General features: G+C 69.0%; 15 protein-coding genes and 2 pseudogenes. 16 read left to right on the plus strand and 1 reads right to left on the minus strand.

The window, feature by feature from the left end; all coding sequences use genetic code 11:
• Positions 1–193 precede the first annotated feature (193 nt).
• From OG746_RS37060 to OG746_RS37100, 10 genes and pseudogenes are all read left to right on the plus strand, one after another.
• Positions 194–1,660 (plus strand): MFS transporter, encoded by a 1,467-nt coding sequence (locus tag OG746_RS37060; protein ID WP_266722768.1) that lies wholly within the window; start codon positions 194–196, stop codon positions 1,658–1,660.
• Between the two features lie 126 nt (positions 1,661–1,786).
• A complete protein-coding gene (locus OG746_RS37065) occupies positions 1,787–2,953 on the plus strand; it encodes a flavin reductase (RefSeq protein ID WP_266722770.1) in 1,167 nt (388 codons plus the stop codon).
• 125 nt (positions 2,954–3,078) lie between these two features.
• The gene (locus tag OG746_RS37070) at positions 3,079–4,179 is read left to right on the plus strand and encodes an LLM class flavin-dependent oxidoreductase (RefSeq protein ID WP_266722771.1); all 1,101 of its coding nucleotides are present in this window, start codon (positions 3,079–3,081) and stop codon (positions 4,177–4,179) included.
• 181 nt (positions 4,180–4,360) lie between these two features.
• Positions 4,361–7,021 carry a family 78 glycoside hydrolase catalytic domain gene (locus tag OG746_RS37075; RefSeq protein ID WP_266722772.1) on the plus strand — a complete coding sequence of 887 codons (2,661 nt, stop codon included), beginning with the start codon at positions 4,361–4,363 and terminating at the stop codon, positions 7,019–7,021.
• Between the two features lie 105 nt (positions 7,022–7,126).
• On the plus strand, positions 7,127–8,617 hold the full coding sequence (locus OG746_RS37080; protein ID WP_266722774.1) for a glycoside hydrolase family 43 protein: 1,491 nt from the start codon (positions 7,127–7,129) through the stop codon (positions 8,615–8,617).
• 328 nt (positions 8,618–8,945) lie between these two features.
• Positions 8,946–9,242 (plus strand): annotated as a pseudogene (locus OG746_RS37085) (ISAzo13-like element transposase-related protein); the annotation flags it as partial.
• Positions 9,243–9,311: 69 nt separating this feature from the next.
• Positions 9,312–9,503 (plus strand): annotated as a pseudogene (locus OG746_RS45700) (ISAzo13 family transposase); the annotation flags it as partial.
• Between the two features lie 71 nt (positions 9,504–9,574).
• Entirely contained in the window at positions 9,575–10,312 is a 738-nt protein-coding gene (locus OG746_RS37090) for a site-specific integrase (protein ID WP_524540519.1), read from the plus strand.
• Positions 10,313–10,316: 4 nt separating this feature from the next.
• A complete protein-coding gene (locus OG746_RS37095) occupies positions 10,317–10,652 on the plus strand; it encodes a helix-turn-helix domain-containing protein (RefSeq protein WP_266722776.1) in 336 nt (111 codons plus the stop codon).
• A gap of 11 nt (positions 10,653–10,663) precedes the next feature.
• Complete coding sequence (locus OG746_RS37100; protein WP_266722777.1) at positions 10,664–12,262, plus strand: site-specific integrase; 1,599 nt, start codon at positions 10,664–10,666, stop codon at positions 12,260–12,262.
• A gap of 121 nt (positions 12,263–12,383) precedes the next feature.
• Here the strand turns inward: OG746_RS37100 and OG746_RS37105 are convergent, their stop codons facing one another.
• On the minus strand, positions 12,384–13,421 hold the full coding sequence (locus OG746_RS37105; protein WP_266722778.1) for a LacI family DNA-binding transcriptional regulator: 1,038 nt from the start codon (positions 13,419–13,421) through the stop codon (positions 12,384–12,386).
• Positions 13,422–13,689: 268 nt separating this feature from the next.
• Here OG746_RS37105 and OG746_RS37110 point away from each other — a divergent pair, with 268 nt between their 5' ends.
• The 6 genes from OG746_RS37110 (at position 13,690) to OG746_RS37135 (ending at position 25,243) form a co-directional block, all read left to right on the plus strand.
• A complete protein-coding gene (locus OG746_RS37110; protein WP_266722779.1) occupies positions 13,690–14,649 on the plus strand; it encodes a carbohydrate ABC transporter permease in 960 nt (319 codons plus the stop codon).
• Positions 14,646–15,467 (plus strand): carbohydrate ABC transporter permease, encoded by an 822-nt coding sequence (locus OG746_RS37115; RefSeq protein ID WP_266722781.1) that lies wholly within the window; start codon positions 14,646–14,648, stop codon positions 15,465–15,467. Before OG746_RS37110 ends, OG746_RS37115 begins: the two co-directional genes overlap by 4 nt.
• Before the next feature lie 47 nt (positions 15,468–15,514).
• Positions 15,515–16,792, plus strand: coding sequence for an ABC transporter substrate-binding protein (locus tag OG746_RS37120; protein ID WP_266722783.1), 1,278 nt, complete (start codon positions 15,515–15,517; stop codon positions 16,790–16,792).
• 79 nt (positions 16,793–16,871) lie between these two features.
• Positions 16,872–19,436, plus strand: a complete 2,565-nt coding sequence (locus OG746_RS37125; RefSeq protein WP_266722785.1) for an alpha-L-rhamnosidase C-terminal domain-containing protein — start codon at positions 16,872–16,874, stop codon at positions 19,434–19,436.
• 77 nt (positions 19,437–19,513) lie between these two features.
• Positions 19,514–23,167, plus strand: coding sequence for a glycosyl hydrolase 115 family protein (locus OG746_RS37130; RefSeq protein WP_266722786.1), 3,654 nt, complete (start codon positions 19,514–19,516; stop codon positions 23,165–23,167).
• Positions 23,168–23,233: 66 nt separating this feature from the next.
• Entirely contained in the window at positions 23,234–25,243 is a 2,010-nt protein-coding gene (locus OG746_RS37135; RefSeq protein WP_266722788.1) for a beta-galactosidase, read from the plus strand.
• Positions 25,244–25,279: the final 36 nt, after the last annotated feature.

The following is a 25,279-nucleotide window of genomic DNA, read 5'->3' on the forward strand; positions in this document are numbered from 1 at the left end:
GTGCTTTGGGTGTCGGCTCGCCAGGTGAGCGCCAGCGCTCTGGGCGGGTCGGTGCGACCTGATATTCAGAATCAAAATTTTGTTATTTCGGTGAGGTGCGGCACGATGGGCCCGCACGGCGGGGTGAGCCACCCGTCGGGGAGCCGATCCCTCTCCGCACCTGATGTCGTCGTGCCGGTTATGGAGCGGATACGTGTCCTCAGCCCTGTCCGAAACGAGTCTGGTCCAGCGGCCCCGGAGGTTCTTCCTCTGCCTCATTCTGGTGACCGCCCTGGGTGCGCTCGACCACACAATCGTCGCCACGGCGCTGCCCGATATCGCCGAGGAGCTCGGCAGTCCGCAGCGCACCTCTTGGGTCGTGGCCGCGTACACACTGGCGATCACCGCAGCGATGCCCGCGGCCGGCGCGTTGGGCGACCGGTTCGGCCGCCGTCAGGTCCTGGCCGGCTCCGTTCTGGTATTCCTGATCGCCTCGGTCGCCTGCGGGCTTGCGACCGGCATCGAGATGCTCGCTCTGGCCCGGTTCTTCCAGGGGCTCGGCGGTGCCGGCCTCCTGGTGCTGCCGCAGGCCGTGGTGGCCGATGTCGTCCCGGTCCGGGAACGGGCCGCCTATCTAGGCCCGCTCGGAGCGGTCTTCGCCGTCGCCACTGTGGTCAGCCCCCTGCTGGGCGGCTGGCTCACCGACTTCGCGTCTTGGCGCTGGACCTTCTGGATCAACCTGCCGATCGGCGCGCTCGCCCTGCTGTTCGTTTTCGTCGCAGTGCCGGGCACCGGCGTGCCCGTCACCTCCGCCCGCCCCCGGTTCGACACGGTGGGCGCCGCGCTGATCGCGGTGTCGGCCGTGGGGTTCGTCCTGGTCGCCTCGGCGGCGGGGGAGACGGGTTGGACTCCCGGTGTCGCCGTCGGTGCCGCCCTTACCGCGGTCCTCACGGCGGTGACGCTGTGGTGGGAAAGTCGTTGCGCTCTCCCCGTACTGCCGGTGCGGACGCTCGTCCGGGGGGTGGTAGCCCAGTGCTGCGCGCTCGGACTGCTCGCCGGCCTCGGCCTGTTCGGCGCGCTTGCCTACGTGCCGATGTGGGTGGAAGGTATCCACGGCTCTTCCGCGACTGTGTCCGGACTCATGCTGCTGCCGGTGACGCTCGGGATCGTCGCAGGGATCAACGGTTCGGGACTGGCCGTTCGCAGGTGGGGCCTATGGCGGCCCTTTCCCGTGGCCGGCTGTGCGACGGCGATCGGCGCCGGGGCCGCCCTGGCCGTCCTCAGCAGCAGCCATCCGCCGCTCCCGGTCATCGCGCTCCTGCTGATGCTGCTCGGTCTGGGAGCCGGACTGTTCATGCAGGTCGTCGTGGTCGTCGCCCAGGACGCAGCCGGCCGGGAAGCCGCCGGTGCGGTGACGGCGGGGTTGAGCTTTCTGCGGGAGCTGGGCGTACTGGCCGGCGCCGTCGTGCTCGGGGCCGTCGCGGCGCACGGGCTGGGCGGCAGTACGGACGGCGCACGCACGGCAGCCGAGTACGGTGCGGCCTTCACGCCCGTCTTCGCGGTCACGACTGCCTGCTTTGCGGCCGGTCTGGTCGTTGCCCTCCTTCTTCCGAAAGGGCGCCTGGGGCGCCGGTCGGACGACCGGGCGTCGGGGGCCGCTGCCGCCACCCCCTCCGCGTGAGGGCTGCTCGGCGGCTTGTGAACTGGCCGCGCCAACACGAAGGCGCACGCGACCCTTTGACCGGTCAGGGCTCCCGCTCTAATCTAAAATCAGAGTTTGGATTCTGAAGTGAGGCAACGATTCGCCATGGACACGCCTACGACCGAGCCGATCGCGCCCGCCAAGTTCCGCAAGGCGCTCGGTCACTACCCGACAGGTGTCGCTCTGGTGGCATCCCGCGACGCGGCCGGCACACCGGTCGGGATGGTCGTGGGCACCTTCACCTCCGTCTCGCTCGCCCCGCCCCTCGTCGCTTTCCTTCCGGACCGCTCCAGCACCTCTTGGCCGCGCATCCGTGAGACCGGCCGGTTCTGCGTGAGTGTCCTCGGGGCCGGCCAGGAGGAGGTGTGCCGGTCGTTCTTCACCAAGGAGATGGACCGGTTCCAGCGTTACTGCGCCGACGACGCCCCGTCCGGTAGTCCCCGAGTGAGTGGAGCCGTCCTGTGGGTCGACTGTGCCGTCGAGTCGGTGATCGAAGCCGGTGACCACGACATCGTGCTCGGACGGGTCCAGGACATCGCGGTACCCGAATCACCCGCACTGCCCCTGCTGTTCCTGCGCGGCGGGTACGGCGCCCCGGCTCCCCTCTCCCTCCAGGCCGCGTCGCCGGAGCCGGGCGCACGGCTGCGGCTCGCCGACGCCGTTCGCCCGGAGGCCGAGGCCATCGCCCGCGGACTCGGCCTTGAATGCCTCGTCAGCGCGGCGGTGGACGATCACGTCGTCTCCCTCGTGGCGGCCGGTGTCGGATCCTCGCCCCACGGCAGTCCCACGCGGGTCGGCGCGGCCTTCCCGCTCGCGGCCCCCTTCGGACCGCTCTTCGCCGCCTGGGCCTCGCCGGCCGAGCAGGAGGCTTGGATCGCCAGGAACAGCCAGCTTCTGGGCGAACAGGGCGGACGCACCGCTCGTGAGGATCTCGAGGCCGTCCGGGCTCTGGGCTACCAGGTGACCACCGGCCGGGCGACCGCCGACCAGTTCGAGCGGGTGGTGGAGAACGGCGCGAGCGACACAGACCGGGCCGGAGACCTCCTCCGCCGGCTCGCCGAACGGGGCCCCGGCCCCGGCCTGCGGGTCCCGCTGCGCGAGCTGACGGACGTCACGTCCCTCGCGGCGGCGGTGCACACCGCCGACGGGCGTGTCGGGCTCTCCTTGCACCTCATCGGCTTCACCGGAAACGAGACACCCGACCGGCTGGTCGAGTGCCGCGACCGCCTGCTGGCCGGCGTCGAACGCGCTCGCGCGCTGATCGGTTCCTGACTCGGGACCTGGACTGCCCATATACCACTCACCTTGTTCCTCTGAGGTGGGCGACCGGGTGTCGCCCACCCCCTCGTTTTCCCCGACCACCCCCACGCTCGACGTGGGCAGACCAGGAGGCCACCGTGCGCTTCTCCGCATTTCTCACCACCCGCTCAGCAGGTCCGGACGAGGACCGGCGCATCACCAAGGCACTCGTCGACCATGCTGTCGACGTCGAACGCCTCGGCTTCGACGCAGTCTTCCTCCCCGACCACCACTTCACGGGCTACTGCCCGCCCGCCAGCGACCCGATGATGTTCGCCTCGTTCCTGGCCGCCCGGCTGCCCCGCCTGTACTACGGGTTCTCCGTGCAGACCATCGCGCTGCACCACCCCGTGCGCTTTGCCGAGCGCCTCAACCTCCTGGACCAGCTCACCGACGGCAAGCTCCTCGTCGGCACCGGCAGCGGCACCACCCCCGAGGAGATGATCGGCCTCGGCATCAACTTCAAGGACACGCCGGAACTGTCCAAGTCCCACCTCGCCCTGGTGCGGCAGCTGTGGGCCAAGAAGGCCGAGGACGAGCCGTTCGTGTTCGACAACGGTCACTACAAGGGCGCCGTGGTTTCCCGCATCGTCCCCGCCTCGTACACCGAAGGTGGCCCGCAGCTGATGTCGGTCGCCCTGCGCCCGTCGAGCGTCGAGCGGGCGGCAGCCGAGGCTCAGCCCGCATTCATCCCGGCCTTCACGCCACCCGCCCTGGACGATGGCGAGCCGCTGAAGCACCTGCGCACGCACTTTACGGCCTACCGCACGGCCCTGGAGGCCGCCGGACACCCGCAGGACAAGGTGGCCCGGGCGCTGGAGTGGACTACACACACGTACCAGCACGTCCACGTCGCCGAGACGGACGAGCAGGCCGAGGAGGAGTTCCAGATCCTCATGGGGCAGTACCAGGCGGCCGTCGAGCGCGAGCACGAGGCCAACCTGGAGGCCGAGAAGCTGTCCGGCGTCACCCTCAAGTCGCCGCCCAACGCCCTGGATTCCGGATGGCAGCGCACCTGGTGCGTCTGGGGCAGCCCAGCCACCGTGGCCGAGCACCTCCAGGAGGTGTCCGGGATCGGCATAGGCAACGTGCTCGGCGGATTCCTGGGCGGTCCGCTCACCCTGGAGCGTGCTGAGTTCGGCAAGAAGTCGCTCGAACTCTTCGCCACCGAGGTCATGCCCAAGTTCCGGTCGAACTGACCGTAAGGCGAAACCGACCCAGCCGACGCTTGCGCGCCGGCCCTTTCGCACCGCTCTCCCCTGTTCCCGCCCGGCACCGATCCGGAACAGCGGGACAGCGGGGACGCCCGACGCCCACACTCACTCTTGGTGACGTCGTATCACCTGCATCTCAGCAGGAAAGCACAAGGAAGGTAATCCCGTGAGCGCACCCACACGGCTTCGAGTCGAGCTCTTGGACGACGCACACGGCATCACGGAGCCCCGGCCGAGACTGTCCTGGCTGCTTCCGTCCGATTGCCGGGTGCAACACGCCTACCAGCTGCGCATGGGGGAGTGGGACTCGGGCAAGGTGGAGTCCGGTGAGAGCGTGCTGGTCGCCACCGGGGCACCGCCGCTGCGCTCGCGGGAACGCCGCGCCTGGCAGGTCCGCGTCTGGACGGACGCCGGTCGCAGCGATTGGTCGGCGCCGTCGTGGCTGGAGGCCGGCCTGTTGGAGCCGGAGGACTGGCAGGCGGCCTGGATCCGGCCCGCAGAGGAGACCGTGGCAGCCGCGGGGGAGCGGCCCGCCCATCTCCTGCGCGGGATACTGACCCTGCCCGGCGCGGTGACGACCGCGCGGGCGCACGTCACTGCCGAGGGCATCTACGAACTCTTCGTCAACGGTGTCCGGATCGGAGACGACGAACTCACCCCCGGCTTCACCGATTACCGCAGCACCCTCCAGGTGCAGACCTACGACGTCGGCTCCCTGCTCCGCCCCGGCGCCAACACCGTCGGTGCCGTCCTGTCCGACGGTTGGTTCCGCGGCGTCAACGGCATGTTCCGGGACGCCGACTGCTTCGGGACCCACACTGCCCTGCTCCTTCAGATGCATCTCACCCTGCATGACGGCACGGAGGACGTGTTCTGCACCGACGCGACCTGGACCAGCACCACAGGCGGAATCACCCGCGCAGACCTCCTGGGCGGGGTCACCGCAGACCTGCGGGCGGAACCGGTCGGATGGACCTCCGCCGTCTCCGACACCCGTACCTGGACACCCGTCACCGTGGCAGACACCGGGTACGACCGCCTGGCCGCGTCCCCCGCGCCCCCGGTCCGCAGGACCGGGTACCGCAGACCCCTGTCGGTCGTTCGCTCCCCCTCCGGCGCTCAGGTGGCCGACTTCGGCGAGAACGTCGTCGGATGGGTGCGCCTGTCCGAACTCGGCCCCCGGTGCACCCGGCTGACCCTCATTCATGGCGAGGCCCTGACCCCTGACGGGGAGGTTACCCGGCGCAATCTGCTCCCGGACCACATGCCGCCCGACTGGGAGGAAAAACTGAACCCCGGTCAGGTGGACGTGGTCGTCTCCGCCGGACGCGCAGGTGAGGTTTTCGAACCCCGGCACGCCACCAAGGGGTTCCGGTACGTGGCCGTGGAGGGCGACCTGCGTGACCTCACCCCCGACGACCTCACCGCCGTCGTCGTGCACACCGACCTGCGACCGACCGGAACCTTCCGATGCGCCGACGAACGCCTGAACCGGCTGCACGAGATCGCCGTACGCAGTTTCCTGGGCAACGCTGTCGACGTCCCCACCGACTGCCCGACCAGAGAGCGATCGGGGTGGACCGGCGACTGGGCTCTCTTCGTCCCGACGGCCGCCTTCCTCTTCGACGTGGCCGGCTTCTCCCGGAAATGGCTGCGAGATCTGGCCACGCAGCAGTTCGAAGACGGTGTCGTACCCAACTTCGTCCCCGACCAGCTGGGCCCCGCCACACGCGACCATCCCCTCATCGGGGAGAACCTGGGCTCGGCGGGCTGGGGGGATGCCGCGGTGATCGTGCCATGGGAGATCTTCCGGGCCTACGGAGACCGGGAGTTGCTGGAGCGGCAGTGGCCGTCGATGGTGGCGTGGGTCGAGCGGGCAATCCGGATGGCGCGAGAGGGACGGCATCCGAACCGCGCCGCGAACTTCCCTGAGCCCGCGCCGCACGAGGAGTACCTCTGGGACACCGGTTTCCACTTCGGCGAGTGGCTGGAACCAGGGGATCAGCCCGGCTGGGAGGAGCTGCGCGCCCTCGACCAGTCCGCGGTCGCCACCGCCTATCTGCGGCACTCCAGCTGTCTGCTGAGCCGCATCGCTGTTGTACTGGGGCGTGGGGTCGATGCTGAGCGCTTCCGTGAGATCAGCGAACACGCCCGCCTCGCCTGGCAGACCGAGTTCGTGGACGAGACGGGCCGAGTGCAGCCCGAGACCCAGGCCACCCTGGTCCGAGCGCTCGCCTTCGACCTTGTCGACCCGGACCTGCGGCCGTCCCTCGCCAATCGCCTGGCCGAACTGGTGAGAGCTGTTGGCACCCGCGTCGGGACCGGCTTCCTGGCCACGCCGCATCTTCTTCCCGTCCTCGCCGAGACGGGCTATGCCGACCTCGCCTACGAGTTGCTGCTGCAGAACACGCCGCCGTCATGGATGCACATGCTGGATAACGGGGCCACCACGGTCTGGGAGCTGTGGGAGGCCATAGACGCCGATGGTGTGGCGCACGAATCGCTGAACCACTACAGCAAGGGCGCGGTCATTTCCTTCCTGCACCGGTTCGTAGCAGGGCTGCGCGTCCTTGACGAGGGACCGGGCTACCGGCGTTTCAGGGTGCAACCGTGTCCGGGTAGCGGGCTGACCTGGGCGGAAGCCGTCCATGACAGTCCTTACGGCCGCATTGAAGTGGCTTGGCGGAACCACGGGGAAACCACCCGCATGCGCGTAGTGGTGCCCCAGGGCACCCAGGCCGAAGTCAGGCTTCCCGACGGCCGGCGTGCTGACATCGGCCCCGGGACGGCGCTCTTCGAATGGATGAGCCGTCAGGACGAAGCATGACCAGCGAGACGCACCGGCCTGAGCGGTAACCAACTCGCAACGGGGCCGACTTCTCGTTCGGCCTGATCGCAGATCAGGCGTGGCCCTTTCCCGACAGGAGAGACAATGCACCTGCCCACCCGGCCCGTCATCAGCGGCTTTCACCCCGATCCCACGATCTGCCGTGTCGACGGTACGTACTACATGGCCCACTCCAGCTTTGAGTACGCACCTGGAGTCCCGCTGTACCGGTCGGCCGACCTGCGGACCTGGGAGCACATCGGGCACGCGCTCGACAGGCCTTCGCAGCTGTCCCTCACCGGAGCGGCGGCGTCAGGAGGCATCTTCGCGCCGACGCTACGCCACCATGATGGCTTGTTCTGGCTCATCACCACGAACCTGACCGATGGCGGAGGCCACCTCCTGGTGACCGCCCAGGACCCGGCTGGGCCCTGGTCGGATCCGGTGCGGTTCCCCGACGCTCCGGGCATCGATCCAGACCTGGCCTGGGACAGGGACGGCACCTGCTACCTGACATGGTCGGGCTTCGACGACCACGGGCCCATGGGCCTGGTCCAAGCGGAGGTCGATCCCACGACGGGCAAGGTCCTCTCCGAGCCACGGCAGCTGTGGCAGGGCACCGGTGGCAAATTCCCGGAAGGGCCACACCTCTATCGCATCGGGGATTTCTGGTACCAGCTCATCGCCGAGGGCGGGACCGAGCGTGGGCACTCGATCACGATCGCTCGTGCTTCTTCCCCCGCCGGACCGTTCGAGCCGTGTCCGTGGAACCCGATCCTCACCGCTCGAGGCACCGATTCGCCGGTGCAGAACGCCGGCCACGGCGACCTCGTCGAGCGACCGGACGGGCAGTGGGCCCTGGTATACCACGGCGTCAGGACGCGGGGGACCAGTCCCGAGTGGCACGTTCTCGGGCGGGAGACCTTCGCCTCGCGGATCACTTGGGAGGACGGATGGCCCCAGGTCGGGGAGCCGGTGGAGGCGGCCTACCCGGCCATTGTGAACGAGGAACTGTCAGGCACCATCCTTCCTCCGTCCTGGGCCGCCCCCGGACGGTTTCCCGACGAGCTCCTGAAGCCGGCCGAGAACGGCTGGCGACTCACTCCCGCCGACTCCGGGGAGGCTGTTTTCGTGGGACGCCGTCAGGAGCACCTCTACGCCCGAATCCGTGCGGAGGTCCGTGTCGAGGACGGCGAGGGCGGATTGGAACTGCGCATCGACCCCCGGCACGCGGTGCGGCTGGAAGTGGCCGGCGGGCAGGTACGTGCCGTTGCCCGCATCGGCTCACTGGAGTCACTCCTCGGTGAGACCAACATCGACGGTCAAACCGACCTCACCTTGACACTCCGGATAGAGCCAGCCGACGGCCATATCTTCAGCACCGAACTGGGCCCCGACAAGCTTGTCGCCACAGTCACCGGCCGCGACGGCACCACCGAGATCGGGCGCGTCGACGGCCGGTACTTCTCGACGGAGGTCGCCGGAGGGATGACCGGTCGCTTGATTGGCCTTTTCTGTGACAGAGGTGACCTGATCGTCCGATCGTTCACCTACACGGGATCCGATGACCCCGATGCCTTGGACCGGGACGGCTGACCCGATTCGAGTATGCCCAGCGACTACCGCCGAGGAACTCTGGAGGACCACACGTCCTCGGTAGCCCGGCGGAGACGGCCGACAAGCCATATCTACCCTTGCCTCTTCCCTGGGGTGACGTATGACGTGAAGCTTCCCCTTGATCCAGGACACCTGGAGACTGGGACATGAGGTTCCAGAGGAAGTAGCTCACCAGGGGAAACAGCAGTTGGTGCGGCTCGCTGGAGGGGTCTGGTCCGGAAATGGTCCGGATCTTGGTCCGTCTCGGCTTGCGCAAGGTGTTGCTGCTGGGCGGGGCCTCCTCGGACCGGCGCTGTGATCGGCAGCGGGTCTGAACATCACGGTCTGCCACATGCCGCCAGGCACCTCGAAGTGGAACAAAATCGAGCACCGGCTGTTCTCCCACATCTCCATGAACTGGCGAGGCCGCCCACTGACCAGCCATGACGTCATCGTGAAGAGCATCGCGGCCACCACCACCCACACTGGGCTCACAGTCCACGCCGAACTCGACCCCGGTACCTACGACACCGGCATCAAGATCACTGACAGCGACATCGACGCCCTACCCATGCACCGGCACCGCTTCCACGGCGACTGGAATTACACCCTCCGCCCCTCACCCCGAAACACCGCCACAGCCAAGAACACACGATCAGTCGACAGCCGGTTCCCGCAGCCCTGCACCGGGTGTCTGTGTAACCCGGAGCTGACCGGGATGCCCGAACCGGAGCTGACCGAACTCGTCAACCAACTCGACCAGGAACTGGACGAGTTACGCGAGCAAGGGCGGCGACAGCAGCGAGGAGGCGAGCGCGTCCGGGCTCGCGGCGCAGGCGCCAAGGACAAACTGACCACCGCCGACAGAGTCCTGGCCACCGTGCTCAGATCGACGGGTTCTTCGCCTTTCTCGAGTAGCGGTACGCGGGCGAGATCCTGCGGCGTTTCGGTGCGGGGGTGGAGTCGCCGATCGATGCCTTCAACCGGCCTCGTCACCGCGGGGACTTCGGGCTGCGCATCCCGCCTTCGGCCCGTGCCACGAAGGAGTTCTTCGCTTCCTGGCGCGATGCCCTGCCCACGTCCCGGAAATACCCGGTGGCCGCCCGTAATTACGTCTTGAGCAAGATCACCTACATTTCGGGGGTCCGTGCCGCGGAGCTGTGTGGCGTGCGGATGGGCGACGTTCATTGGGAGAACGGCCAGTGGGGCCGCTTTCTCGTGCGGGGCAAGGGCTCGAAGGGGTCCGGTCCGCGCGAGCGCGAGGCGTTCCTCTTCCAGGAGGGCCGTGACCTGCTGTGGTGGTACGTCGAGGAGATCCGCGGGGAGTTCTTCGACGATCCCACCGACCCGTATGCGCCACTGTTCCCGTCCGAGCGGGTCCCCGGTGCCGTGGCCGCCCTCAATCTGCCCGTATCGCCTGCCTTGCTGCCGGACTCCTTCCGGAGGGTGCTGAAAGAGGCCTCGAAGCAGCACCTGCAGGGGCCTGTCCGGGAGCTGTTCCCGCACCTGTTGCGGCATGCCTGCGCGACACACAACTACGAAGCGGGGATGCCTCTTTGGGATGTCCAAGTCCTGCTTGGGCACACCTGGGCCTCGACGACGGTCGGCTATCTCGCCACCGCGAGGGGCGATCCCGAACGCCAGAGTCTGGAGTCTTCCCGGCGGGCGGTTCGCCGGTTGAGTGAGGAGTCGTGAACCGATGAAGTCGAACCTGCGTTGGGTCGCTGCCCGTCGCGACATCTGGCGCCCGACCCAGTTGCTCGCGGCCTTCCAGGAGGTCGGCTTCAACCCGTCGCTGAGTAAGGTGGCTGCGTTGTGGTCGAGCAAGCCGATCACGATTCGTCTGGACGACCTGGACATGATGTGCACCGCTTTGGACTGCACGGTTGCGGACTTGATGGAGGCCGAACCTGTCGCCACGGAGCTGCGGCCGGAAACCGAACAGCGCGCGGTCGGCGAGAGCGGGCCCGGGCAGCCGCGGCCGATCCCGAAGCCGGGCAGCGGGGGCCGGCGTCGTTCCATGCCGCCCAACTGACGGGACCGCACATGCCCCGCCGACAGGGAGACGGCAGCTGCGCCCATTGTCTGGCCTGGGCAAATGACCGGCTCACGCTCTGTCATGGCTGCTGCGGCTGGCGGCAGTTGCACCCCGAGGTCTCCGACTGCGAGCGCTGCGGCCGCCGCCTGCCACTCAGTAGTAGGAAGTGCCGCTTCTGCACACTGCTGCTGCGGGAGACTGCGGCAGACGTCAGCGGGATCGCCCTGACCGGCGGCGATCAGCTCTGGTTCGGCGGGGAATTCGCCCTGCGCATGAGCGATCGCTACTTGAGCGCGGGCGGATCAAGCAGGGGCCGCTTCCAGGTCAAGGAACGCCGGATGCGGGCCACCGTGCGCGACGAACGCCCCGTCTCGCCGCACCTCGTCGACCCCGCGCAGTTGGAACTGTTCCCCGCCCCGCCACGCACCTGGGCCCGGTTGAACCCGGAGGACGAGTACGCGCTCACCACGGAGGCCAAGGCCCTGCGTGATGACTTTGCCGACTATCTGCGCCGCAACGGCGTCGACCCCCGATTCGCCGGCGGCGGAAGCCTGCGCACGCTGCGGACCTTGACAGGCCGCCTCGGTGTCGCGGCACCCCTCCGCGAGGCCGATGTCAAGGCCATCGCAACTCTCAGCGAAAATCACAACGGGCGCCGCGTCATCTGCTTTCTACGCCTCCACGGCCTCCTGGAGCCCGAGCCGATCAGGAAGGCGGAACTGATCCGAGCTCGGACACTGGCCAGTTCGCTCTCCGCACCATTCGCCGCGGCCGTCCACCTGTGGATCGACGTGCTGCTCGGCCAAGGCCACCAGCCCAGCCCCGCCCTCGCGCCGGTGACGATCTACGGCGACGTCTGGAACGTTGTCCCCACGCTGAAGCTCTGGGCCATATCCGGCATCACCGACCTCAAGGAAGTGACCACCGACGACATCACCGCAGCCCTCACGGACATGCCCCCAGCCCGGCGCCGCGCTGCTCACGTCCCGCTTCGGTCCCTGTTCCGCGCCCTGCGACGCGAACGCAGAATCTTTCGAGACCCGGCACGCGGAGTCTCCCTGCCCCAGGCCGTGAAACTCCCAACCCCGCTCCCCTCGGACACCCTCAAGGGCCTGCTGGGCAAGGCCGGAGACGCCAGAAGCAAGTTCATCGTCGCCCTCGTCGCCGTTCACGCCCTCACGCACGCCGACATGCTGCCCCTGCTGCTCGAGGACCTCGACCGTGTACGCGGCCGGCTGCGCGTGCGCCGCCCAGGGCGCCGAGACCACATCGTCTATCTCGACGAGATCACCACCGAGCTGGCGACAGCATGGCTTCGCGAACGGCACCGGCGCTGGCCCCAAACCACCAGCCCGTACCTGCTGGTCAGCCGAGTGTCCGCAGCTGACGAAGCCGGGCCGATGATGACCAAGGAGGTCACCAAGGAGGTCTTCGCACGAGTCGGGATCACCGCCGGCAAGCTGCGCGAGGACCGCATCTATGACGAAGCCCGGTACACCGACGATCCTGTCCACCTGATGCGCACCTTCGGGCTGGCGACATCGACGGCGATGAAATACATCACGGCTGCTCACCCCGACAAGCACCCTGACCCGATTCAGGCTTGAACGGGCAACGAATCTGGCTGCACCGAACCGCCCCTTCCTTCACACAGTCCGGCACCACCGGCTGGGCCTCGCCACCGGTTCCGCAGGGGGCCACGCATGCCAGATGGCCTCGTAGCTCTCTCTAACCCGGCAGCGCCGACTGACGTGAGTCACTGTGGCCGGTGGAGTCGCGCCAGAGGACCGACGCGACCGGCCCACCCCTCTCTGGGGGGCTGCTGCCTTGCATGAGTGCGACGAGTCGTTGCATGGCCCGGCGGCCGAGCTCTTCATAGTCCACCTCGACCGTGGTCAGCGTGGGAGTGAGCCACGCGCCGAGCGGGTTGCTGTCCCAACCGGTAATGACGAGATCGTCGGGGACGTTCCAGCCTCGCTCCTGAGCTCCGTGTACTGCTGCGGCGGCGAGAAGATCGTTCGCTGCGACGATGGCCGTGACGTCGGTGTCGGCCGGCAGGTCGAGGACGGCCTGGCGGCTGGTCTCCGGTAGCCAGTCGCCGCCGACGACGCCGGCCGAGTGCAGGCCGAGGCGCTCGACGGTGTCGAGGTAGACCTGTTCGCGGGCGCGCACGGTCGGGTAAGTGCGGTCGCCGGCCACGTGCAGGAACGTGCGGTGTCCCGCGGCGGCGAGCCCTTCGATGATCTCGGCGATGGGGGTCGCGTCGGCGAGTTCACCGATGGCGCGCAGCTCTTCGTCGTACTCGGCCGCCACCACGATGGGCGTGGCGGGCTGCACGGCTCCGGGCGGGGAGTCGAGGAGCGGGGTCAGGGAGAGGACGCCCTCGAACATGCCGGACTCGGCGAGTTCGACGACACGCGCGGCGAGGGTGGCCGCAGGACCGTCGAGGGTGACGCCTTCGATCTGGTAGCCGTGCGTGTGGGCGTTCTCGGTCGCGCCAGCGAGCATGCGGATGGCGCCGACGGCCTGTCCGGCGGGCAGCAGGATCGCGAGGCGTCCGGTGCGCCGCGTGCGCATCGCGCGGGCGGCCAGGTTGGGCCGGTAGCCGAGTTCGTCGATGGCAGCGCTGATGCGTTCCTTGATGGAGTCACGCACCCCCTGGCCGTCGAAGCGCAGGTAGCGCGAGACCGTCGTGTGCGACACCCCTGCGGTGCGCGCGATGTCGTAGATCGTCGTTCGCCGGGGCGGGGGTGTGGAAGTGGGCACGTCCCGATGATGGCATCCAGGCGCCGGGGGCGAGGACCCCTCGCGGTCATCCATATGAACACGGTTCAAAGTCTTGACGGCTTTCGTTATCGATAACTAACGTCTCGTTATCGATAACTTTACCGCGGCTGGTAGAACGATCCCACCTCTTGGAAGGTGCTGCTGGCCTGCGGTGACGCCGGCATCGTCGTGCGTCTGGCCCTCGGGACACGCCATTGAAGGAGCTGAGCCTTGTGAGAGTCGCCTGCGCCCCACCGGACCGGTCACGATGACCGCACACCAGACGGCACCTGCCGCTTCCGTCGCGCGCACCGCGTCGCCGCCCCCGGATCGTCAGACAACCCAGGGCCCCCGGCGCCGTCGCGCCGGCCTGCGCCCGCCGGTGTGGTTCGTCGTGCCGGCCGTGCTGGTCTACGTGGCCGTGGTCATCGCGCCGAACGTCCAGGGATTCGCCTACTCCTTCACCGACTGGGACGGTTTCGGAGCCGCCGCGTCCTTCGTCGGCATCGACAACTACCGCCACGTGTTCGCCGACGACAACGCCACCGGTGCCATCGTCAACACGTTCCTGCTGACGCTTCTGGTCACCATTGGCCAGAACGTGATCGGCCTGCTCCTCGCCCTTGGGCTCAACACCAAGGTCAAGAGCCGCTACCTGTTGCGCCTGGTGTTCTTCCTGCCGGTCGTCCTCACGCCGATCGTCGCGGGCTATTTGTGGAAGTACCTGCTCATGCCGGAGGGGACGCTCAACTCCGTGCTGGGCTCACTGGGGTTGGGCAGCCTCCAGCAGGACTGGCTCGGCGACCCCGATCTGGTGCTGTATGCGGTCTGCGCGGCCGTCGTGTGGCAGGGCGCCGGATACTCCATGGTCATCTACCTGGCCGGTCTGCAGGCCGTGCCGAGCGAGGCGCTCGAAGCGGCCGCCATGGACGGTGCCGGACCGATCCGCCGCACCTGGTCGATCACCCTGCCGCTGATCAACGGCGCGATCGTGGTCAATCTGCTGCTGACCGTGCTGGGCAATCTCAAGCAGTTCGACACCGTCTTCTCGATGACCAGCGGCGGCCCGTCCGGAGCCAGCGAAACGATGGCGACGACCGTGTACAAGTCCGCGTTCCTGTACCTGCAGTACCCCAACGCCCTCGCACAGGGCGTGGTGTTGACCCTGGTGGTCGGGGTCATCGGCTTCTTCCAGTACCGCTTGACCCAACGGAAGGCCCTGGCATGAACCGATACACAGGGCGCACCTTCGCTCTCGAGCTGGTGCTGTTCGCCGTCGCGGCGATCTTCATGGTCCCGATCTTCGTGCTCATCTCGGTCGCGCTGCGCGACCCGAACAGCACGCCGGGCTTCCTCGGCTTCACCTGGCCGCTGCACTTCCAGAACCTGTCGACGGCCTGGACCGAGTCGGCCATGGGGCCGAGCCTCGTCAACAGCATTGTGATCACCGCGGTGTCGGTCGCGCTGATCATCGTCATCGCCTCCGCCGCGAGCTACACCATCACCCGGCGCACCCAGCGCTGGTCGCGCGGCGTCTTCTACCTCTTCCTGACCGGGTTCCTCTTCCCCGGGCAGCTCGCGATGCTGCCGCTGTACCTGGCGTTCTCCAAGGCAGGCCTCGTCGGCAACCCGGTGACGGTGATCCTGATCTACGTCGCCGGCCACATGCCGTTCACGGTCTTCCTGTACTCCGCTTTCCTGCGCGACCTGCCGCGCGACTACGAGGAGGCGGCGACCATCGACGGCGCCGGCCACCTGCGGATGTTCTGGACCGTTGTCTTCCCGCTGGCCCGCCCGGTCACCGGCACCGTGGCCATCCTCACCGCCCTGGGTGTGTGGAACGACTTCCTCAACCCGCTGCTGTACCTGACCGGTGGCAACACCCGCACCGCACCGCTGTCGGTCTACACCTTCGTCGGGGAGTACAGCGCCAACTGGCCGCTGGTGTTCTCGGCCCTGATCACCTCGGTGATCCCGATCCTGGTCGCCTACTTCCTCATGCAGCGCTTCATCATGCGCGGCTTCGCCTCCGGGCTCAAAGGCTGAACCACACCTCTCGCGCCCGCGCCCCTCATCCCCTGAAAGGCCGCACGATGTCATCGACGACAAAGTGCTCCACCCTGCGCACCCTTGGTGCCGCGCTGACGATGGCAGCAGCTCTGACCGCCTGCTCCACCGCCAACACCCCGTCCACCGAGGGCGGCAAGCAGATCCTGACCGTCGCCGCCAACGGCGGGACCGCGCTCAAGAGCCTGCTGCCCGCCTTCGAGAAGCAGAACCCCGGCATCAAGGTCGTGGTCAAGGACTACCCGCAGAACTACCGGGAGGTCATCGGCCCCCAGCTGGCCGGAGGCAACGCACCCGACGTCATCCAGGTGCCGCCCGGCGGAGGCAACAACGTCAGCGCCAAGCTCGCCGGCAAGCGCGGCTACTACGCCGACCTCTCCGATGCCTCCTGGGCCTCGGAAGTACCCGCCAGCGCGCGGGAACAGCTGAGCACCGACGACGGCACCCTCGTCGGAGTTCCGATGACCCTGTCGTCCATCGGCGGGATCTACAACCAGGGCGCCCTCGACAAGGCCGGGCTGAGCGTGCCGCAGACCTGGAGCCAGGTCCTTAAGCTGTGCGCGGACGCCCGCAAGGCCGGGAAGACGGCCTACGGTCTTGGCCTGTCCGACACCTGGACCACACAGATGATCCCCTACGCCCTGACCTCCTCGCTGGTCTACGGGCCCAAGCCCAAGTTCATCGACCAACAGCTCGCGGACAAGGCAAGCTTCGCCAAGTCGGGCTGGTCCACCGCCCTGGACAAATACCTGCAGATGGAGCGCGCGGGCTGCTTCAACAAGAGCCCCAACGGCACGCCCTACTCCCAGGTGCAGGACGCCATCCGCGCCGGCGACACCCTCGCCACCGTGAGCGTGGCCGCGGAGACCGGCTCCATCGCCTCCACCGGCCCCAAGGACCTGAAGCTCACCTACGCGGCGTTCCCCGCGACCGACGATCCGAAGCAGACGTTCCTGCCGACCTCGGTCGGCCCGGCGTACGGGATCAACGCCAAGAGCAGCCACAAGGACCTGGCGCAGAAGTTCCTGAAGTTCCTGGCGAAGCCCAAGACGCAGTTGGCGCACGCCAAGGCCTTCGGTGACGCCGCCGCGATGCCCGGCGACCAGCCGCAGGACAGCGAAGTGGCCAAGGTGGTCGAGCACTTCACCACAGTGAAACGAACCACGACCTGGCCGGACCGGCTGTGGCCGAGCACGACCACCCAACCGGCGCTGTTCGACGGCGTGCAGGGGCTGTTCAGCAAGCAGGACTCCGTCGGTGACGTCCTGAGCAACATGGACGGCGCCTTCCAACAGGCCCGCTAAGGGTGTGCTGCCGCAATGTCACCTGCGGCACCCGCCCCCGTCTCCACCTTCCCCACCTCTTTGAAGGACTGGCTTGAGCATGCTTCCGACCGAGGACACCCCCGGGACCGACTGGCGGCGCTACGTCCGCGGCCCCGGGCAGCCGACCGTGCGGCCGGTCGCCGTCGTATCGGTGAGCGGTGACGTCATCGGCGCCGACACCCTGGTCACCCGCAGCGGCAGCGCCACGCTCACGATGGCCCCCGGCGGGCCCGAGGCGAGCCTGGTCCTGGACTACGGGCAGAACGTGGCCGGCATCCCGTTCACCGAGGTCACCTCGGCCACCGGCGGTCCCACCCTGCGCCTGTCGTACAGCGAGAGCGCCGCCTGGGCCGACGCCGCCGACGGTGACATCGAGGGCAGCCACAACGACACCGGCAACCACGACCGGGTGGAAACCTTCCACGTCGACGCCGAGGAGCCCACCACGCTCAGCTCGGGTCTTATCCAGGGCGGTCAGCGCTACCAGCGCATCGCCCTGACGTCCCCCGGAACCCTGGTCATCAGCGACATCGGCATGCGGTACACGGCCTACCGGGCCACCGCCGAGGACTACCAGGGCTGGTTCGCGTGCAGCTCCGACCTGCTCAACCAGGTCTGGTACGACGGCGCCTACACCGTGCAGCTCAACCAACTGCCCGCCCGTACGCTGCCGTTGCCCTGGAGTGTCAGTGACGGCTCGCTGCTCGCCCGCGGGGGACACCTGGCCGTGCTGAACGACGGTGCCGACTGGAGCGACGGCACCATCGCCTTCCGGACGCAGGTCGTGGACCGGTCCGCCGGGTGGATCGTGCGCGCCTCCGACGAGGGCCGGCACGGGTACCTGTTCGTCCTGCGCGCGGCCGACGGGCCGGACCACCCCGCCCACCTGGAGCAGCTGTACGTCGACGACGGCCACGAAGACCGCCCGCAGGACAACGTGCGCCGCTACACCCCGCTGGGCCGTATCCCGCTGGAGAAGGACCCCGGCGACGGGAACTGGCACGACGTGCGCACCACAATGGACGGCGCCCTCATCACCGTCGCGATCGACGGCCGCACCGTGTGCACCCTGGACACCGCCCAACTCCCGGACGGCGTCCCGGCACGGTCGACCGGCTCGTTCGGCTTCCACCAGGCCTGGGGCTTCAAGCACCGCGTCGAGCAGGCCCGCTTGCGCGACCTGCGCGTCACCGGCCCGGACGGCAGCATCCTGTACGAGGACCCGCTCGCGGACGCGACGGCCCTCGACGCCTTCAACGGCGACGCGGTGCGCCGCCCCAACCCGCTGCCGGTGATCCTGGACGGCGGCAAGCGGGACCGCACCGTGTGGAGCGGCGACCTGCTCGTCCAGATCCCCACCGTCTTCTGCACCACGGGCGCCGAGGACTACGTGCGGGGCTCGCTCGAACTGCTCAACAGCTACCAGGAGGCGTCCGGCCAGTCGGCGGCCCGCGTACCTCCGGTGCTGCGCCCTGCCACCGGCCCCCAGCACGGGCAGACGTACTCGGCCGTCTACTCCCTGCACCAGCTGGTCAACCTGGCCCTGCACCACCTCTACACCGCCGACCTCACTCTCGCGCGGGAACAATGGCCATGGGTCCGGCGAATGCTCGCCTGGTGCAAGACCCTGGTCGACGAGCGGGGCCTGTTCGTCACCGACGAGGACAACGGCCTGGACTGGGACTGGTACGACGGCCCCAAGACCGGGGCGGTGACCGCCTACAACGCCGCCTACCACCAGACGCTGATCTGCACCGCGAACCTGGCCCAGGCCCTCGACCTGCCCGACGAGGCCGACTCCTTGCGACAGCAGGCCGAGACACTGCGGGCCGCCGCCAACAGGCACCTGTACGACGCCGAACGGCACCTGTACCGGCTCTCCGACCAGATGCCGTCGGCGATCGCGCTGGACGGCAATGCCCTGGCGGTGGTCAGCGGCCTGGCCCCCGACGGCGAAGCGGAGGCGATCCTCGCCGCGTTGGACGGCGCGCTGCCCCAAACCCCTTACGGGCCTTCGCCGTTCAGTGAGGACACCGGATTCTGGCCACAGGTCAGCCCGTACGTCTGCGACATGTACCTGCGGGCCCTGTTCTCCGTCGGCGCCACTGAGAAGGCAGTGGACCTGATCCACCGGCTGTGGGGTCACATGGCCACGGCTGACCAGCATGCGGTGGGCACCGCCTGGGAGTTGGTCGGTACCGACGGCTCCCCGGGGTTCGGCGCCAAGACCAGCCTGGCCCACGGCTGGGCCGCCGGTGCCACTGCGGCCCTGTCCGCCCACGTCCTGGGCGTCGAGCCCGCCTCGCCCGGCTTCGCCATCTGGCGGATCCGCCCGCAGCCCGGCGAGCTGACCTGGGCGCACGGCCGGGTACCGACGCCCCACGGCGGCATCAAGGTCTCCTGGACGCGCGACGGCGACCGGCTGGTGCTGGACCTGACCGTGCCCGAGGGCACCCGCGGAACCGTGACCGTCCCTCTCGCCGACGAGAAGTCGCCCCTGGAGATCACCGCGGACGCGCAGCAGGGCCCGCCGCACCGCAGCGTGTACCGCCACGGCGTACGCGGCGCCGTCGCTGATGTCGCCATCACCGCCGGAGGCCGCTACCGCGTCATCGCCGGCTGAACACCCGTAGGGCTCCGCCCCCCTGCGGGAGAGCACCGGACCACAGCAACCCCCCATTCCCAGTGAGGTCGAAAGACATGACCTACCTCAGCGATGACACCGACACCGGAGTCGTCCTGGCCGCCGAAGGCACGCCCACATCCATCGCCGTCGCCGCCACTGAGTCCGCCGCCGTCCAACGCGCCGTACAGGACTTGGCACGGGACCTGATGAAGGTGTGCGGCGCCGTCACCTCCACGGTCGACGACCCGGGCCGAGCCCGGATCGTGGTCGCCACCGTCGGCGACAGCGGCTACCTCGACGAGACGGAGACGGAGACGGCGATCCCGGTCTCCCTCGACCTCAGCGCGCTCGAGGACGAGGCGGGCCAACTGCGCTGGGAGGGCTACCTGTTGCAGGAGCTCGAAGGTCAGCTGTGGATCGTGGGCGCCGACCGGCGCGGAACCATCTTCGGCGTCTACGACCTGTGCGAGACGATGGGCGTCTCGCCCTGGTACTGGTGGGCCGACGTTCCGGTCCGCCACCGCCCCCACGTGACTGTGCGCCGCGGCACGCGGGTCGCCGACCACCCCTCGGTGCGCTACCGCGGCATCTTCCTCAACGACGAGGAGGAACTCGACGCCTGGGCCCGCCGGCACACCGACGACACCACCATCGGCCCGCAGACCTACGAGCGGGTGTGCGAGCTGCTGCTGCGCCTGAAGGGTAACTACCTGTGGCCGGCGATGCACGTCAACGCCTTCAACGCCGAGCCCGACAACGGCGGCCTGGCCGACCGGATGGGCGTCGTCATCGGCACCAGCCACTGCGACATGCTGCTGCGCAGCAACCAGCACGAATGGGAGCCCTGGCTCGCCGAACGCGGCGGTCAGCACGTCGAGTACGACTACTCCCTCGACGGCCCCAACCGTGAGGCCCTGCACGAGTACTGGCACCAGAGCATCAAGCAGAACGGCAGCTACGAGGTCACCTGGACCCTCGGCATGCGCGGCATCCACGACTCCGGATTCCACACCCGCGCCATCGACGAGGACGACTCCCTGTCCGCCGAGGACAAGCACCGCGCCCGCGTGAACCTGCTCGGCCAGGTGATCGCCGACCAGCGCCGCCTCCTGAGCGACGAACTCGGCACGGAGCAGGCCGGCAGAGCACCGCAGATCTTCGTTCCTTACAAGGAAGTGCTGCCGCTCTACGCAGACGGCCTGGACCTGCCCGAGGACATCACGCTCGTGTGGTCCGACGACAGCTACGGCCACCTGCGCCGCTTCCCCGACGAGCAGGAGCTGCGCCGCTCCGGCGGCCATGGCCTGTACTACCACTCCTCCTACTGGTCGCCGCCCTCGCGCAGCTATCTGTGGGTCTCCTCCACCCCGCCCGCCCAGATGCGCAGCGAACTGCGCAAGGCGTGGGAGCGCGGCATCCGCACCCTGTGGGTCAACAACGTCGGCCCGCTCAAGCCGCTGGAGCAGGACGTCGAACTGTTCCTGCGCTGCGCCTGGGAAGCCGGCGAGGAGACCACCACCGCCGACACCACCGTCTACCTGGAACAGTGGATCGACCGCACCTTCAGCGGCGGCCACGGGCCCCGCGTGGCCGCGATCCTGCAGGACTACGCCCAGCTGAACAATGTACGCAAGGTCGAGCAGCTGACCTCGCGGGTGTTCTCGCAGACCGCGTACGGCGACGAGGGCGGGCGGCGGCTGGCGCAGTTGCGCCGACTGTACGACGACGCGAACGCTGTCATGGCCGCCCTGCCCGAGCGTGAACGCGACGCTTTCATGCAGCTGGTCGCCTTCAAGGTGCACGCCGCGTATCTGGCGAACGCCCAGTTCTACTTCGCCGATCGCAGCACGTTGGCCTTCGAGCAGGGCAAGTTCCCGGCCGCCGATCACTGGCTGGCCGTCTCTCGCAGGTTCGACGCACTGCGCCGCGCCCTCATCGCGCACTACAACACCGTGATGGCGGAAGGCCGTTGGCAGGACATCATGACGCCCGACGCCTTCCCGCCCCCGGCCACGGCCCAGTACCCGGCGGCTCGCCCGGCCCTGACGCTCGGGGAACCCGGCCTCGGTGTCGTCGTTTGGGGAGAGACGACTCCGTGCGATCACCCGCAGCTGACGTTCTCCCCGCACGGCGCCACCGCCAAGTGGATCGAGGTGTTCAACACCGGCGCCGGAGCCGTCGAGTACACCGTCAGCAGCGACATTGACTGGATCGTCCTGCCCGAGGCAGGTGGCAGTGTGCGGACCGAACGCCGGCTTGAAGTCCAGGTCTTGGACCCGTCGCATGTCGCGGGGCGCACCGGTCATCTCGCGGTCCACAGCCCCACGGACGGGCGCAACGTGGTCGTGACCGTCCACGTCGAGGCCTCCGCCGCGCCGCGAGCGGAGCCTGACCGCCCCTGCCACCTGGAAGCCGACGGATACGTCTGCCTACCGGCCACGGCCACCGCCGCCCGCCGGGACGGAACGGCCCTGACGTGGACGGAGGTCGACCGGCTCGGACACGGGAGCGGCAGCCTTCTCGAAGCCCGTGATGTGGACGACCTGCTCGAGCGGGACGGCGACCACCGAAGTGCCGTGCTGGAGTACGAAGTTCACCTCGACACGGCCGGTGCCCACCTCCTCGAGGTGCACCGCGTTCCCACTCTCAACTCCACCGGGCGGCTGCGTCTCGCCGTCCAACTCGACGACCTGCCCGCAGCTGTGCTGGAGTCCCCGACCACCGACGAGTACCGGGGTGCCTGGACCGAGGCCGTCGTCGAGGACGTCGAGCGACTGCACCTCCGCCTGCCGTGGGCGGCCCAGGGCACGCACACCCTGAGCCTGCATGCCGTCGACTCCGATGTGGCGCTCAGCCGCCTCGTCCTCTACATCGCGCCGGCACGACACACCGCGCTTGGCCCGCCGCCCAGCCGCCGGGCTGGCGAGGAACGCCGAGACATCCCCGACCCGGCCCCCGACACCCACGACCTCACCGGGCCGGAGCAGGTGTGCCACGACCTCTACCGCATCGACCCGGACACCCTGCCGTTGCCGCCCGTCCTCCACGCGCCCCGCTCCTACTGGGACGCAGACACCGTCTTCACGCCCCACCTCGCCACGGAGCAGCAGGCATTGGGCCCTGCCCGGCACCCGGCCCGGCCCAACGGAACGAAGGACCTCCTCGCCGATCTCGCACCGGGCCCCGTCCGTGAACACGGCGGCGTGCTGGCGATCGACGTTGAAAGAGCACTCCTCGACAGCGCGGACGGATGGCTGACCCCCAGCCTCGACGAACCCGCCGTGAGCTGGACGCACACCCAGGCCGAGACCGGCGGCGGCACCGGCCTGGCCCTGCACGTCGACACACCCGGCCGCAGGTGGGACGACCCGGGCACCGCCCCAGGGCTCCACCTCGCCGTGCACATCGACACGCCGGGCACCTACCGCGTGTGGGCGCTCGTGAAGTTCGACGGTGCCGACGACGACTCCTGCGTACTGGCCGTGGACGGCACCCCGCAGCCGGTGAGCGAACAGTTCGGCGGGGGAGACCTGTTCACCTTCGCCTCCGCACAGGCGTGGGTGTGGGCCGAGCTCGCTGAACTGCCCCTGACCGCTGGCCGCCACACGCTGTCGGTGCTGGCCCGCAAGGCCCGCCTGCGCATCGACCGCCTCCACCTGAGCCGGGGCGAGGAACTCCCGCCCGGCGACGCCCAATGGCCCAGCGGAACGCACCCCAGCGTGCGATGAAGCCCCACCCCATGGCCACACCGGGCTCCACCCCGGATCACCTCTGACCGACGAAGGAAGCAGAGCATGCCGACCGACCGCACCTGGCCACTGAACATCCCCGGTCTCGCCTACGGAGGGGACTACAACCCCGAACAGTGGCCGCTGGAGACGCAGGTCGAGGACGTCCGGCTGATGCAGGAGGCCGGGGTGAACCTGGTCAGCGTCGCCATCTTCTCCTGGGCCCAGCTCGAACCCCGCGAGGGCGTCTACGACTTCGCCTGGCTCGACGCGGTCCTCGACCGCCTGCACGCGGGCGGCATACGGGTCGCCCTGGCCACGGCCACCGCCTCCCCGCCGCCATGGCTGACCCGCAAGCACCCCGAAATCCTGCCCGAACTCGCCGACGGCACCGTCCTGAACCAGGGCGCCCGCCAGTCCTACGCGGTGGCCTCACCTCTCTTCCGTACGTACGCCGTGTGCATGACCCGTAAGGTCGCCGAGCGTTACCGCGACCACCCCTCGCTGGCCCTGTGGCACGTCGACAACGAACTCGGCTGCCACGTCCCGCACGACTACTCGGAGAAGGCCGCCGCAGCGTTCCGCACCTGGCTCGAGCAGCGCTACGGCACCGTCGAGGCCCTCAACTCTGCCTGGGGAACCGCCTTCTGGTCCCAGCGCTACGACTCCTTCGATGAAGTCCTGCCGCCGCGCGCGGCACCGACCTCCCTCAACCCGAGCCAGCAGCTGGACTTCGCCCGCTTCTCCTCCGACGAACACCGCGCGCACTACCGGGAGTTGAGGAACGTACTGCGTGAGATCACCCAGCACGTGCCGACCACGACGAACTTCATGATGAACACCCACAACAAGTGGGTCGACTACTTCTCCTGGGCCGGCGACATGGACGTCGTGGCCAACGACCACTACCTGACCGCGAGTGACCCCGAAGCGCACATCGGGCTCGCCTTCAGCGCCGACCTCAGCCGCGGCGTGGCCGGCGGCGAGCCGTGGATGCTGATGGAGCACTCCACCTCGGCCGTGAACTGGCAGCCCCGCAACCGCGCCAAGGGGCACGGGGAGATGCTGCGCAACTCCCTCACCCACGTGGCGCGCGGCGCCGACGCCGTCATGTTCTTCCAGTGGCGCCAGTCCCTCGCGGGCGCCGAGAAGTACCACTCGGCGATGGTGCCGCACGCCGGCCGGGGCACCGATGTGTGGCGCAACACCGTCGAACTCGGCCGCCGTCTCAAGGAACTGGCGCCGGTGCAGGGCAGCCGCGTCACCGCGGACGTGGCCCTCGTCTTCGACTACCCCTCCTGGTGGGGCGCCGAAATGGACTGCCACCCCACCGACGCCCTCCGCTACCCGGAAGAGATGCTGCGCTGGTACCGCGCCCTGTGGCGGTGCGGCATCACCGTCGACGTCGTGTCCCCGCAGGCCGAACTCGGCGGCTACCGGGCGGTGTTCATTCCCACCCTCTACACCGTCACCGACCGCGACGCCGCCCGCATCACCGAGGCCGCGCGCGCCGGTGCCCGCGTTCTGATCACCTTCTTCAGCGGCATCGTCGACGAGCACGACCACGTGCGGCCCGGCGGCTACCCCGGCGCCTTCCGTGACCTGCTCGGCGTACGGACCGAGGAGTTCCACCCCCTCCAGGACGGCGAGACCCTCACCCTGGACGACGGCAGCCGCGCCGACCTGTGGAGCGAGAAGACCCACCTCGACGGTGCCAAGGCGACCCGCACCTGGGCTGAAGGCCCCCTGGCAGGACTTCCCGCCGTCACCCAGCACAACGTCGGCCAGGGCAGCGCCTGGTACGTGGCCACCCGCCCCGACGACGCGGCAGTCGCCGCGATCGTCGACCAGGTCCTCACCGAGGCCGAGGTCGCGCCCGCCGTCGCCGGCCTGCCCCAGGGCGTCGAGGCCGTGCGCCGCCACGCCGCGGACGGCTCCCGGTTCCTCTTCGTCATCAACCACACCGACCACGGCGTCGACGTCCCCACGCGCGGGCGTGACCTGCTCAGCGGACACAACATCGCCGACACCCTCCACGTGCCCGCGCTGGACAGCGCCGTGATCCACGAGCACTGACTCCACTCACTCATCCGACTGACTCACTCGACAGGA

The sequence above is a fragment of the Streptomyces sp. NBC_01016 genome, assembly GCF_026341035.1.
Lineage (GTDB): Bacteria > Actinomycetota > Actinomycetes > Streptomycetales > Streptomycetaceae > Streptomyces.